The sequence below is a fragment of the Streptomyces sp. NBC_00647 genome (genome assembly GCF_045207245.1).
Taxonomy (GTDB): domain Bacteria; phylum Actinomycetota; class Actinomycetes; order Streptomycetales; family Streptomycetaceae; genus Streptomyces.
The window spans coordinates 4,185,455-4,198,756 of record NZ_CP109040.1 but is presented as its reverse complement, the minus strand read 5'-3'; the positions used below and the strand labels follow the sequence as shown (position 1 = coordinate 4,198,756).

General features: G+C 70.9%; 11 protein-coding genes. 4 read left to right on the top strand and 7 right to left on the bottom strand.

The annotated features are described in order from the left end of the window. Positions 1-17 precede the first annotated feature (17 nt). On the top strand, positions 18-1,505 hold the full coding sequence (locus OG788_RS18315; protein ID WP_406372090.1) for a cellulose binding domain-containing protein: 1,488 nt from the start codon (positions 18-20) through the stop codon (positions 1,503-1,505). Positions 1,506-1,644: 139 nt separating this feature from the next. Here OG788_RS18315 and OG788_RS18310 read toward each other — a convergent pair whose 3' ends face one another. Both OG788_RS18310 and OG788_RS18305 read right to left on the bottom strand, forming a co-directional pair. After that, entirely contained in the window at positions 1,645-1,848 is a 204-nt protein-coding gene (locus OG788_RS18310) for a DUF397 domain-containing protein (RefSeq protein ID WP_351542053.1), read from the bottom strand. 14 nt (positions 1,849-1,862) lie between these two features. Then, positions 1,863-2,744, bottom strand: coding sequence for a helix-turn-helix transcriptional regulator (locus OG788_RS18305; RefSeq protein WP_356748233.1), 882 nt, complete (start codon positions 2,742-2,744; stop codon positions 1,863-1,865). A gap of 243 nt (positions 2,745-2,987) precedes the next feature. On the opposite strand from OG788_RS18305, the gene OG788_RS18300 reads away from it, so the two are divergent. Further along, positions 2,988-3,413, top strand: a complete 426-nt coding sequence (locus OG788_RS18300) for an ATP-binding protein (RefSeq protein WP_356748235.1) — start codon at positions 2,988-2,990, stop codon at positions 3,411-3,413. Here the strand turns inward: OG788_RS18300 and OG788_RS18295 are convergent. Then, entirely contained in the window at positions 3,396-5,624 is a 2,229-nt protein-coding gene (locus tag OG788_RS18295; RefSeq protein WP_406372088.1) for an MMPL family transporter, read from the bottom strand. The genes OG788_RS18300 and OG788_RS18295 overlap by 18 nt on opposite strands. 141 nt (positions 5,625-5,765) lie before the next feature. On the opposite strand from OG788_RS18295, the gene OG788_RS18290 reads away from it, so the two are divergent. Continuing rightward, positions 5,766-6,770 (top strand): TetR/AcrR family transcriptional regulator, encoded by a 1,005-nt coding sequence (locus OG788_RS18290; RefSeq protein ID WP_406372086.1) that lies wholly within the window; start codon positions 5,766-5,768, stop codon positions 6,768-6,770. A gap of 223 nt (positions 6,771-6,993) precedes the next feature. On the opposite strand, the gene OG788_RS18285 is transcribed toward OG788_RS18290, so the two are convergent. The 4 genes from OG788_RS18285 to OG788_RS18270 form a co-directional block, all read right to left on the bottom strand. Further along, complete coding sequence (locus OG788_RS18285; RefSeq protein ID WP_406372084.1) at positions 6,994-8,424, bottom strand: GH1 family beta-glucosidase; 1,431 nt, start codon at positions 8,422-8,424, stop codon at positions 6,994-6,996. Positions 8,425-8,528: 104 nt separating this feature from the next. Then, the gene (locus OG788_RS18280) at positions 8,529-9,440 is read right to left on the bottom strand and encodes a carbohydrate ABC transporter permease (protein ID WP_406372082.1); all 912 of its coding nucleotides are present in this window, start codon (positions 9,438-9,440) and stop codon (positions 8,529-8,531) included. Next, positions 9,437-10,465, bottom strand: coding sequence for a carbohydrate ABC transporter permease (locus OG788_RS18275; RefSeq protein WP_406372080.1), 1,029 nt, complete (start codon positions 10,463-10,465; stop codon positions 9,437-9,439). The genes OG788_RS18280 and OG788_RS18275 overlap by 4 nt, the downstream gene beginning before the upstream one ends. Beyond that, on the bottom strand, positions 10,462-11,787 hold the full coding sequence (locus OG788_RS18270) for an ABC transporter substrate-binding protein (RefSeq protein ID WP_406372078.1): 1,326 nt from the start codon (positions 11,785-11,787) through the stop codon (positions 10,462-10,464). The genes OG788_RS18275 and OG788_RS18270 overlap by 4 nt, the downstream gene beginning before the upstream one ends. A 388-nt stretch (positions 11,788-12,175) precedes the next feature. On the opposite strand from OG788_RS18270, the gene OG788_RS18265 reads away from it, so the two are divergent. Then, positions 12,176-13,231, top strand: coding sequence for a LacI family DNA-binding transcriptional regulator (locus OG788_RS18265; RefSeq protein WP_356748247.1), 1,056 nt, complete (start codon positions 12,176-12,178; stop codon positions 13,229-13,231). Positions 13,232-13,302: the final 71 nt, after the last annotated feature.

The following is a 13,302-nucleotide window of genomic DNA, read 5'->3' as shown; positions in this document are numbered from 1 at the left end:
GCGAAGGCAGGCACGCGATGAGCAGTACGCACCGACGCAAGGTCAGTGGCAGGAACAAGGCGATAGGCGGCATCGTCGCGGCGGCCGTGGTCGGTGGTGGCGCACTCCTGTTCACCGGTACCGCTCAGGCGGCGAGCGTCGGCGCCGCGTACACCCGGACCAGTGACTGGTCCACGGGTTACACCGCGCAGTACGTCGTCACCAACGACACGGACCGGACGAAGGCGGACTGGACGCTGGAGTTCGACCTGCCGCCGGGCAGCAAGCTCAGCTCGCTGTGGAACGCGACGTCCACGGTCAGCGGGCAGCACGTCACCGTGAAGCCCCCGTCCTGGGACAAGGACGGTCTGGCGGCCGGCGAGTCCGTCACCGTCGGCTTCGTCGTGAACGGCACCGCGAACCCGACGGGCTGTCTCATCGACAGCACCAAGTGCTCGGTGGACGACGGCGCGACGCCCGAGCCGAGCGGCCGTCCGACGAGTTCCGCCACCCCGACGGCCACGCCCACCCCGACCGCGACCGCCTCGCAGAGCGCGACCCCGAAGCCGACCGCGACCGCGACTCCCACCGCCACCGCGTCTCCCTCGCAGAGCTCCGGCAGCGGCGGGACGACGAGCGCGGGCTTCGCGCCCTACGTCGACACCTCCCTCTACCCGGCCTTCGACCTGGTCAAGTCCGCCGACGCCACCGGCGTGAAGAACTACAACCTCGCGTTCATCACCGACGGCGGCGGCTGCACGCCGAAGTGGGGCGGGGTGAGCGACCTCGCCAGTGACGCGGTGGCGGCGCAGATCGGCGCGCTGCGCGCCAAGGGCGGCGACGTCCGGGTCTCCTTCGGCGGGGCCTCCGGCACGGAGCTGGCCACGACCTGTTCCTCGGCCGACGCGCTGGCGGCGGCGTACGGAAAGGCCGTGGACGCCTACAAGCTCACGAAGGTCGACTTCGACATCGAGGGCGGCGCCCTGCCGAACACGGCCGCCAACACGACCCGTGCGAAGGCCATCGCCAAGCTCCAGCAGCAACACCCGGACCTGGACGTCTCCTTCACCCTGCCGGTCATGCCGGAGGGCCTCACCCAGGACGGCGTCAACCTGCTCTCCAACGCCAAGTCCAACGGCGTGAAGATCAACACCGTGAACATCATGGCGATGGACTACGGCCCCGCGTACAGCGGTGACATGGGCACCTACGCGGAGCAGGCCGCGACCGCCACGCAGGCGCAGGTCAAGAGTGTCCTCGGCCTCTCCGACAGCGCCGCGTGGAAGTCCGTCGCCATCACCCCGATGATCGGCGTCAACGACGTCGCGTCCGAGATCTTCAAGGTCGACGACGCCTCGCAGTTGGTGAGCTTCGCGCAGTCCAAGGGCATCGGCTGGCTCTCCATGTGGTCCGCCACCCGTGACAAGCAGTGCGCCGGCGGCGCCAAGAACTCCGCCGACGCGGTCTGCAGCTCCATCGTCCAGAGCGACGGCGCCTTCTCGAAGGCGTTCGGCGCCTTCAAGTAGCCCGCACAAGCCATCGCGAAACGGGGGTTGCGCGCCCCGGCCGGATCTCTCCACCCCCCACCCGGCCGGGGCGTCGTAGCGTGCCCAAGACCTGGGCCGTGTCCGGTGAACTCCGCCCGGACACGGCCCAGACCCCATTTCACCGGTCCTGGCCGGGCCCCCAGGAGCCGTCCTTCAGCAGGTGGAGCAGGCCGGCCAGGGCGTGGGGGGTGGAGGTGGCGATGTCGCACGGACGGTCGCTCTCGCGGAGGTGGATGTGACCGGACACCGCTGCCGCCAGTTCCACGCAGTTGCCCTCGCCGCCCGTGCTGAACGAGGACTTCTGCCAGATGAGTCGGGGCATGCGGGAGGTTCCTTTCACAGGGCGTACATGACGTGCTGGACCAGGCTCAGTGAGTCGCGGGACGCGTGCGACTCGGGTGTCGACTCGGGGTCGACCGGTGCCAGCGCCAGCTCCGACAGCCGCTCGAACATCTTCGTGTACTGATCGAGGTGGTTCGCGTCCCGGAGGAAGAGGGAGTGCGTCGGGTGTTCCAGGTAGACCGTGTCCAGTTCGGGTGCGGTGCTCCCGTGGAGGACGAACGACTGGGAGTGCGCCGAGTAGATCCCCGCCTCGAACGGGTACACCTGCACGGCGACGTTGGGCAGCCGTGAGATCTCCATCAGCCGCAGCAGCTGCCGGCGCATGACCGCCGCGCCGCCCACCTGGGTGTGCAGCGCGGCTTCGTGGATGACGGCCCGGTACGTCACCGGTGAGTCGCCGGTGAGCACGAGCTGGCGGGCCAGGCGGAACTCGGCGTAGCGGTGGGCGCGCCGACGGTCCCTCTCGGTGGCCTCCAGGACCGCGCGGGCGTACTCCTCGGTCTGGAGCATCCCGGGGATCACGAGGGGCTCGTGCGTCCGCAGCACCGTCGACCGGGACTCCAGTTCCGCCAGGTCCCGGGCCCCCGGTCCGATGGTGTCGTTGAACTCGTCCCACCACCCCTTGCCGCTCTCCTGGGCCATCGCCATCAGCCCGTCGAAGTAGGCCCCGGGCGGACAGCCGTACTCCTGGAGAACCTTGTGGAGGCGGTTGCGCGAGACATCGATGCGTCCGGTCTCGATGTTGCTGATGCGGGCGCGGTCCGCGCCGAGGATGGCCGCCGCGCGCTCGCCGGAGAGCCCGGCGCGGACGCGCAGTCCGCGCAGTTCCGCGCCGAGCCTGCGCTGGCGCTCGCTCGGGTTGCTCCTGGGTGCCATGGCCGACCTCCTCGCGGAGAAGTCTGCCGATCTCGACGTCCGGGGGTCGCCGACCTGTCGCCACGTCACTCACGTGGGTGACATCGGCGGGAGATGCTTGCGCCGGAGGAAAACATTTCCCTACGGTCGAGGCGATCCACCTCGCCCCCGCGCCCCCGAGGAAGTGCCCCCGTACTCAACGGAGTTGAGGAACCAGGGGCCTGGTTCACCGCGGCCGCGCGCAACCCGAAGGAGCCCCCTCCGATGGAGGATCACCGACGCCCCACCGACGTCTCCCTCGTCTTCCCGCCCCACCCCGTCTGGGTCCGCACCGCCCGGGACACCGTCCGCACCCTCCTGGCCGTGTCCCACCGGCCCGAGCTCACCGACATCGCGGTGCTTCTGACCTCCGAGGCGGTCACGAACGCCATCAAGGCCTCCGCCGGCCGGGGCCGCCCGACCCCCGTCACCCTGCACGCGGGCTGGGCCGGCCCCCGTCGCCTGCGTGTCCTCGTCCACGACGAGGCGCCCGGCCTTCCCGACCTCCGCATCCCCGGCCCCGACGAAGAGGGGGGCCGGGGGATGCAGCTCATCTCGAACGGTGCCGACGCCTGGGGCGTGTGCGGGCGCGGGCCGGGGCGGGGCAAGGCGACCTGGTTCGAGCTGGGGCGGTCAGACCTCGGCGGGTGAGCGTCCCGGGTCGGCGGACCTGTCCGCGGGGGAGTCCGCGGGGGACGGGCCCTCGCTGAGGCCGAGCCGTCCGTGCACGGCCCGCAGGGGCTTCGGCGCGTACCAGGCGGCGCGGCCCAGCAGTCGCATGGCGGCGGGGACGAGCACTCCTCGTACGGCCACCGCGTCGATCAGGATCGCCAGACCGCTGCCGAGGCCGAACATCTGGATGAAACTGACGTGAGCCGTGCCGAAGGCGAAGAAGCTCACCGCGAGCAGCCCGGCGGCCATGGTCACGATCCGTCCGGTGTGCGAGAGCCCGTTGGTGACCGCGGTCTCGGTGTCGGCGCCCGCGTCGTGGAGCTCCTTGATGCGGCTGGTCACGAAGACCTCGTAGTCCATGGACAGACCGAAGGCGATGCAGAACATCAGCACGGTCATCGAGGTGTCCATCGGCTGCGGCGTGAAGCCGAGCAGGGAGGACAGGTGACCGTCCTGGAAGATCCACACCATGACGCCGATGGCCGCGGTGAGGCTGACCGCGTTCAGGACCAGGGCGCGCAGCGGCTGGACCACGCTGCCGGTGAAGAGGAACAGGATCAGGAAGGTGCTGCCCGCCACCAGGCCGATGGCGGCCGGGAGCCGGTCCGCGATCGAGGACTTGGAGTCGACCAGCCGGGCGTCACTGCCGCCGACCAGCGCCTCGCTCCCGCCGGGCACGTCGACGGCCCGTACGGCCTCGACCAGGTCCTGGGCCTCGTCCGACTTGGGGGTCAGGCCTGTCACGACGGTGATCCGCTGGGCGTCGGGGCGGCCGAGCGCGGCGGCGGCGGGTCCGGGCGGACCGGACCGGCCGTCCGTGTAGGTGCCGGCGGAGGTCTCGACGCGGGCAGCGCCGTCGAGCCGCGAGAGCGAGACGGCGTACGCGCTCAGCTCGCCCGGTGACACCGGGCCGGTCGTCACGATCTGCACCGCCGACTCGTCGCTGCCGGTGAAGTCGCCCTGTACGGCGGTGGCGACCTGCCGGCTCTGCGCGCTCTCGGGCAGGACCCGTTCGTCGGGGGTGCCGAAGGTGACACCGAGCAGCGGGGAGGCCGCGAGCAGCAGGACGGCCAGGACGGGGAGCGCGGTCAGGGCGGGCCGGCGCATGACCGTGCGGGAGAGCCGGGCCCAGAGCGGGGCCTCGGCGCTGCGCACCGTCTTCGCCCAGGGCAGGCGGCCCTTGTTGATGCGGTGACCCAGCACGGCGAGCAGGGCCGGCATGACCAGCAGCGCGCTCAGGGCGGCGACGGCCACCACACCGATGCCCGCGTAGGCGAAGGAGCGCAGGAAGAACTGCGGGAAGACCAGCAGCGCGGCGAGCGCGGCGGCGACGGTCGCGGCGGAGAAGGTGATGGTGCGTCCGGCCGTGCGGACCGTGTGCCGCAGGGCGTCCGGGACCTCGGCCCCCTCCGCGAGATGCTCGCGGAACCGGCTGATCATGAGCAGCGCGTAGTCGATGCCGAGGCCCAGGCCCAGCGCGGTGGTGAGGTTGATCGAGAACACCGACACGCTCGTGAGGCTGCCCAGGACGTAGAGCTCGGCGAAGGTGCCGACGATCGCGATCAGCCCGATGACCAGCGGGAGCAGCGCGGCGACGACACTGCCGAAGGCGATCACGAGCAGGACGAGGATCAGCGGTACGGCGATGGACTCGGCCACCGCGAGATCCTTGGCGACCTGGGTGGGCACCTCGTCGCCGACCGCCGCCTCGCCGCCCGCCCGTACGGTCAGCCCGTTCCGGTCGCCGGTGTACCGGTCGATGACCGCCGAGGCGTTGTCGCCCTGCTCGGTCTCGTCCCCCTTGACGTGGGCCAGCACGAGGGCCTGCTTCCCGTCCCGGGAGGTCAGCGCGGAGGCGCCGGTGTCCCAGTACGAGATCACGTTCGACAGGGCGGGCTCGGCCTTGAGCCGGGAGGTCAGGTCGCGCCCGGCGCGCTCCGCGGCGGGGGAGCCGATGGCCCCGCCGTCGTCGGACCGCGCGAGCAGGACGAGGTTGCTCTCGCCGCCGAACTTCTCGTCGATGACGGCCTGCGCGCGGGCCGAGGGCGCGCTCGGATCTTCGAAGCCGCCGCTCTGGAGCTTGCCGAACGCCCCCAGGCCGACGGCCGCCATGGCGACCACGGCCACCACGGTGAGGGTGAGCAGGAGCCGGCTCCGATGGAGGGCCAGCTGTGCGATGCGGTCGAACATGGTGATCGCCTCCGGATGTTTACGCCGTTAACATCGACGATGGCATACGATGTTAACGGCGTCAACTTTAAAAAGTCGGCGGCGTGGTGGAAGACAGGACGGGGGGGCGGGTGGAGCCACTGATTCGGGCAGGATGGGGTCATGGAATCGATCACGGGCGGCAGGGCGGACACCGGCGGTGACGTGGGCGCCGGGTCCGGCACGGGAGGTGGCGCCTCCGGCGCGAGCGGTGGCTCCGGTGCGGACGGCGGCCCGGGTGCGGCCGGCGCCTCGGGTGCACGTGGCGATGGCGCCTCCGGCGTGGGCGGCGGGTCCGGCGCCGACAGCCCTTCGGTTGCGGGTGACGACGGTGGCTCCGAGAAGGACCGCGGCGCCGGTCGCGGCGGGTCCGGTGCGGACAGCGGCCCTTCCGGTGCGGGTGGGTCCGGTGGGAACGATGGGTCCGGTGCGGGTGGCCGGGGGAGAGCGGGCGCCCGGACGCGGACGAGCGGCGGCCGGACGCGGACGAGCGGCGGCCGGTCGCGGTACCACCACGGCGACCTCCGCAACGCCCTGATCGAGGCCGCGGTCGAACTCGCGACGGAGGGCGGCCCCGAACGGGTCGTGCTCCGGGAGGCGGCCCGCAGTGTCGGGGTGTCGCCCACCGCCGCCTACCGGCACTTCGAGGGGCAGGGGGAACTGCTGGAAGAGGTGAAGATCCACGGTCAGCAGGCGCTCGCCGCCTCGATGTCCGACGCCGTCCGCGCCCTGCCCGCGGCCGACGACCCGGGCGAGGAGGCGGTGCGCAGGACCGAGGCCATCGGCCGCGGTTACGTCCGCTTCGCGATCGAGCACCCCGGCCTCTACCGCACCGCCTTCTGCCGCACCGCAGCGGCGGAGGAGAGGGACTTCACCGGCCTCGAAGCACCCGACGCCGGGGCGGAGTTCGCCGCGTTCAGGGAACTCTCCGACTCCCTCGACACCCTGGTGGCGACGGGCCGGATGGCCCAGGAGAACCGCCCCGCCGCCGAGGTGGCCGCCTGGTCGACCGTGCACGGTCTGTCGCTGCTCATCCTCGACGGCCCGCTCGCCCTGCTGCCCCCGGACCAGCGCGACGCGGTGGTGGACCGGACGCTGACCGCGATCGTCGCGGGACTCATCCGGTAGGCACCGCGAGGCCGGCGGTCACGCACCCGCACCGGCGGAGCCCGCACGGGTACGAGGATGCCCGTCCGGCCGACCGGGACGCGGTGGGGCGCGGCACCCCCCTCGGGTGTCGCGCCCCGTCCTCCGTCCCCCGTGCCCCCGTGCCCCCGTGCCCCCGTGCCCCCGTGCCCCCGTGCCCTCGTGCCCCCGTGGCCCCGTGTCCCCGTGTCTTTCGGGCGATGGCCTACTCGGCGGGCGTCACCGGTGACAGCGTCCCCGTGCGGGCCGCCTGGCTGTACCAGTGGGCGCTCGACTTCGGGGTGCGGATCTGGGTCGCGTAGTCGACGTAGACCGCGCCGAAGCGCTTGCCGTAGCCGTAGGCCCACTCGAAGTTGTCCATGAGGGACCAGAGGTAGTAGCCGCGGACGTCGGCGCCGTCGGCGATCGCGCGGTGCACGGCGGACAGGTGGCCGTTCAGGTAGGCGATGCGCTCGGGGTCGTGGACTCGGCCGTCCGGGTCCGGCTTGTCGTCGTAGGCGGCGCCGTTCTCCGTCACGTACAGGGGCAGGCCGGGAACCTCCCGGGTGTAACGCATGATCAGGTCGTGCAGGCCCGTCGGGTCGATCGTCCAGCCCATCTCGGTGCGCTCACCCGGGGTCTGGTGGAACGCGACGTCGTCCGCGCCCGGCCAGGGGGAGTGCGAGCTGGCGCCGTGGCCGTCCGCGCGCGGACCGTCCGCGGACGCGGCGGCCGCCGAGACCAGCGTCGGCGTGTAGTAGTTGAGGCCGAGCGCGTCCAACGGCTGGTGGATCGCGGTGAGATCGCCGTCCTGGACGTACGACCAGTCGGTGACCGATCGCGTCGCCGCGAACAGGGTCTGAGGGTAGGCGCCGTGCAGCATCGGGCCGTGGAAGACGCCGTTGGCCAGGTCGTCGATGCGCTGGACGGCGTCGAGGTCCGCCGGGTCCTGCGAAAGGGGCCTGACCACCGAGGAGTTGAGGCTCACCGCGACGGAGTTGCGGGACGGCATCACGGAACGGAGCGCCGAAGTGCCCAGACCGTGCGCCAGGTTCAGATGGTGGGCGGCACGGAGCGAAGCCGCCGGGTCCGTCCGGCCGGGGGCGTGCACCCCGGAGCCGTACCCCAGGAAGGCGCTGCACCAGGGCTCGTTCAGCGTGATCCACTGCTCGACGCGGTCGCCCAGCGCCTCGCCGACGATCTGCGCGTACTCGGCGAAGCGCAGCGCCGTCTCGCGCTCGGGCCAGCCGCCCGCGTCCTCCAGCTCCTGCGGCAGGTCCCAGTGGTAGAGGGTGACGGCCGGCTTGATGCCGTGCGCCAGCAGCTCGTCGACCAGACGCCGGTAGAAGTCGAGGCCGCGCTGGACCGCGGGGCCCCGGCCGGTCGGCTGCACCCGCGACCAGGAGACCGAGAAGCGGTACGCGCCCAGCCCGAGCCCGGCCATCAGGGCCACGTCGTCGCGGTAGCGGTGGTAGTGGTCGACAGCGATGTCACCGTGCTCGCCGCCGGCCGTCTTGCCGGGTGTATGGCTGAAGGTGTCCCAGATCGAGGGCGTGCGGCCGTCCTCCCGTACCGCCCCCTCGATCTGGTACGCGGAGGTCGCCGCGCCCCAGAGGAAGGCCGGAGGGAAAGTCACGGGCGTTACGGACTCAGGCATGGAAGCGCTCCCAAGGGGGTCGTGAAGACCGACGGGTTGGAGGAGGGGAAGAGAGGCGGGACGGAGGGGCCGAGGCGGCGGTGACCCGGCCCCCGGGAGGGCGGTCAGCCCTTGATGGCGCCCTGCATGATCCCGCCCACGATCTGCTTGCCGAACAGGAGGAAGGCGATGAGCAGCGGCAGTGTGCCGAGCAGCGCGCCCGCCATGATGACGGCCTGGTCGGGGATGTAGCCGGTGCCCAGCGAGTTGAGGGCGACCTGCACCGTCGGGTTCTGCTGGTTCAGGGCGATGATCGGCCACAGGAAGTCGTTCCAGGCCATCACGAACGTCAGCAGGCCGAGCACGGCCATGGCCGGCCGCGCCGCCGGGAAGACGACGTGCCACACCACGCGCAGGCTGTTCGCGCCGTCCACCCGTGCCGCCTCGATCAGCTCGGAGGGCAGGGCCTGCACCAGGTACTGGCGCATGAAGAACGTACCGAAGGCGCTGACCAGGGTGGGCAGGATGACCGTCTGGAGCTGGTTGGACCAGCCCAGGTCGCTCATCCACAGATACAGCGGTACGACGGCCAGCTGCGGCGGGATCATCATCGTGCCGATGGTCAGCAGCAGAAGAAGACCGGAGAACTTGAACCGCAGTTTGGCGAAGGCGAAGCCGGCGAGCGTGGAGAACACGACCGTACCGACGGTGATGGTCCCGGCGACGATCGTGGAGTTGACCATCGCGGTGCCGAGCCCGGCCTGCTCCCACGCGGCCTGGAGGTTCTTGAACAGGTTCCCGCCGAACCACAGCGGCGGCGGTGACTGCGCCAGCCGCACGTTGTTGCGGGAGGCCGCGACGGCCGTCCAGACCAGCGGAGCGAGCGAGACCAGCGCGAAGACGGTCAGGACGACATAGGTGACCGGGCCCGCGTGCAGCTGCTTGCCCGCGCCGAGCACCCGGCGGCGTCCGGGGCCCCGGCCGTCCGGGGTTCCCTTCGCCTCCGCCTGGGGGACAGTCAGTTCAGTGGTGGTCATTGGGATTTCCTCAGCCGTCGGGTGATCAGCAGGTTGATCGCGGCGACGATCAGCAGGATCAGGAACATCGTCCATGCGATCGCCGACGCCTTGCCGAGGTTGCCGATGTTCCAGCCCTGGTCGTACATGTACAGGCCGAGCGTCTGGTACTGGTGCGCGGAGCCGCCCTTCGAGCCGCTGACCCCGCCGAACAGGAGCGGTTCACCGAACAGCTGCGTCGCGCCGATCGTGGACACGACGACCGTGAACAGGATCGTCGGCCGCAGCATCGGGATCGTCACGTGGCGGAACTGCTGCCAGCGGCCCGCGCCGTCGAGAGCCGCCGACTCGTACAGGTCGGTCGGGATCGCCTGCATCGCCGCGAGGTAGATCAGCGCGTTGTAGCCGGTCCACCGCCAGATCACGATCGAGGAGACGGCGAACTGGCCGCCCCAGTCGGACTCGCGCCAGTTGATCGGGTCGACCCCGACGAAGTGCAGCAGCCAGTTGATCATGCCGCCGTCCCACGAGTACAGCAGCGTGAAGACCAGCGTCGCCGCCGCCACCGAGGTGGCGTACGGGGTGAGCATCACGACCCGCCACACGGTCGAGCCGCGCAGCCGGTAGTTGAGCAGGTGGGCGATCCCGATCGCCATGAGCAACTGCGGCACCGTGGAGATCACGCCGATGGTGAAGGTGTTCCCCAGGGCGTTCCAGAAGAACTCCGAGGACAGCAGGTTCTTGTAGTTGTCCAGGCCGACCCAGGTCTGGTGGTCCAGGCCGGACAGCTGCACGTCGTGCAGCGAGTACCAGGCCGTGTAGAGCAGGGGCACGAGCCCGAAGGCCCCGAAGATGATGAAGAAGGGGGAGATGAACGCGTACGGCGACGCCTTCATGTCCCAGCGGTACAGCCGGCTGCGCCAGGACTCGGGGCCCGACGGCGGCGTACCGCGACCCTGAGCGCCCCGGGCCGCGCCCGGCTGGGAGCCGGGCGCGGCGTCGGCGCTCGTCGCGGGGTGCGCGAGAGCCTGCTTGGAGCTGGTCACTGGCCGAGCACGTCCTTGACCTCAGCCTTTGCCGCGTTCCAGCCCTGGGCGGGGGACTTGCCCTTCTGCTCGACCTGGAGGATGCCCACGTCGGAGATCGCGGTGTTGATCGGCTGGTCCTTGGTGCCGAAGTACTGGACCGGGATGGTCTTCGCCGAGTCGCCGAAGATCTGCGTGATCGGGGCGTTGGAGAAGTACTCCGTGGTGGCGGCGGCCGGCTTCAGGTCCGCGTACGCCGACGGGGTCGACGGGAAGCTGGCCTGCTTGGCGAAGACCTTCGCCTGCTGCTCGGGCGCGGTCAGCCACTTGGCCAGCGCGACGGCCTCCTTCTGGTGCTTGCCCGCGGTCGGGACACCGATGAACGAGCCGCCCCAGTTGGCCGCGGTCGGCGCCGCCGCCACGTCCCACTTGCCCTTGCCCGCGTCACCGGACTTCTCCTGGATGTAGCCCATCATCCAGGCGGGGCAGGCCACCGTCGCGAACGAACCCTTGGCGAAGCCCTGGTCCCACGTCGGGTCGAACTGCTTCAGCTTCGCCGACATGTTGCTGGTCGCCACCGACATCGCGGCGTTCCAGGACTTCTTCACCCCGGTGGACTTGTCCCAGATGACGTTGCCGTCCTTGTCGTAGTACCGCTCGCTCTCGCCCCCGAGCGCCGCGTTGTAGACCGAGGAGGCGGAGTCCACGAACTTGGTGCCGCTCGGCGCCTTCTTCATGTAGTCCTTGCCGACGGCGACGTACTTGGACCAGTCGCCCTGCCACTGCGCGGCGAGCTTGACGCGGTCCGTCTCCAGACCGGCCTTCTCGAACAGGTCCTTGCGGTAGCAGATCGCCATCGGACCGATGTCGGTGCCGAGCGCGATCGTCTTGCCGTCCTTGGTGGTGGCCTGGGAGGTCTTCCAGTCCAGCCACTGCGACTTGTCGACGTCCTTGCCGAGGTCGACGAACTTGTCGGCCTGGGTCTGGACGGCCTCGGTGACGTTGCCGACCTCGATCGCCTGGATGTCGTCGGTGCCGGAGCCGGCCTGGAGGCGCGTGAGGGTCTTGGGCCAGTAGACGTCGGTACGAGTGGTGACGTTCTCCTTGATGGAGATCTCGGGGTGGAGCTTCTGGTACTCGGCGTAGAGGCCGGCCTGCTTGTAGCCGAAGACGCCGAAGGTGCCTATGGTCAGGGTCGTCTCGCCCTTGCCACCTCCACCGTTGTTCGCGTCCGACGAGCCGTCGTCCGGGTCGCTGGAACAGCCGGCCAGCAGTCCCGTAGCCAGCGCGGCGACGACCGCGATGGCCCCCAGCCTGCGGGACCGGCGGGTACTCGTGCGCATTGCGTCCTCCTGTTGCCTGACGTGCCGACCCCCCGGCCAACTGCATTGGTGGCGCCCGTTGTTTCTCGCTGCGGCTCGGGCGGGGAACGTGCGGGATGTGTATGTGTCAGGTACTGTGGGAGCGCTCCCACAGGTGATGTGTTGAAGAGTCGTCGGTTCGAGCGGGGGTGTCAAGGGTGGGGGAGCGGAGAGATGCGTTCAGTTATCGGCCTGTTAGCTGAAGATGTCATTCCGCCACATGGCCAGAAGAGTCTTATAGCTCGTTCGGCGTCCGAAGACGAGCGGCCGGTGCGGCAAGGGCTCCTGGGGTGGCGGCCCAGTGACGCTCGCCTCCTCGGGTGAGGCTGTTACATTCCAGGCCACTTGGTGTCGACGGGAGGCGGAGCCCATGGCAGTCCACGGAGCGCGGGGCCGCAGTGGCGGGCGGCCGACCCTCGAAGAGGTGGCCGCTCGCGCCGGCGTGGGCCGGGGCACGGTCTCCCGGGTGATCAACGGCTCCCCGCGGGTCAGCGACGCGACCCGTGCCGCGGTCGAGGCGGCTGTCGCGGAGCTCGGTTACGTCCCCAACACGGCGGCCCGCGCCCTCGCGGCCAACCGCACGGACGCGATCGCCCTCGTCGTGCCCGAACCGGAGACCCGCTTCTTCGCGGAACCGTACTTCTCGGACATGCTGCGCGGTGTCGGTGCCGAACTCTCCGAGACCGAGATGCAGTTGCTGCTGATATTCGCGGGCAGCGACCGGGAGCGCCAGCGCCTCGCCCAGTATCTGGCGGCGCACCGCGTGGACGGCGTCCTGCTGGTCTCGGTGCACGCCGACGACCCCCTTCCCGACCTGCTCTCCCAGCTGGAGATCCCGGCGGTGATCAGCGGCCGGCGCTCGGCGGAGGAGACGCTTCCGTCGGTGGACTCCGACAACTACGGCGGCGGGCGCGCGGCCGTGGAGCACCTGATCGCCCGGGGTCGTCGTTCGATCGCCCACCTGGCCGGCCGCATGGACGTCTACGGTGCCCAGCGCCGTGTCGACGGCTACCGGCAGGGCCTGCTCGACGCGGGCCGCCCGGTGGACGAGCGGCTGATCGTCCCCGGCGACTTCACCGAGGAGGGGGGACGCCGGGCCATGACCCTGCTGCTGGAGCGCTGCCCCGACCTCGACGCCGTCTTCGCCGGCTCCGACGTGATGGCGGCGGGCGCCCGCCAGGTCCTGCGGGAGAGCGGCCGCCGCATCCCCGACGACGTGGCGCTCATCGGCTACGACGACTCGGCCATAGCCCGCCACATGGATCCGCCCCTCACCAGCGTCCGCCAGCCCATCGAGGAGATGGGCCGCGCGATGATCGACCTGCTCCTCGGCGAGATCGCGGACCGCCGTCCGGCGATCTCCCGGGGCCTGGAGAAGCGACAGCTGGTGCTGCCGGCGGAACTGGTGGTGCGGGCGTCGTCGTAGGGCGCCCGGCTTTGTGGGGGCTTCCTGGGGAACGTCTGGCCTGCGGCTTCTGTCCTCCCGGCGCGGCCGGG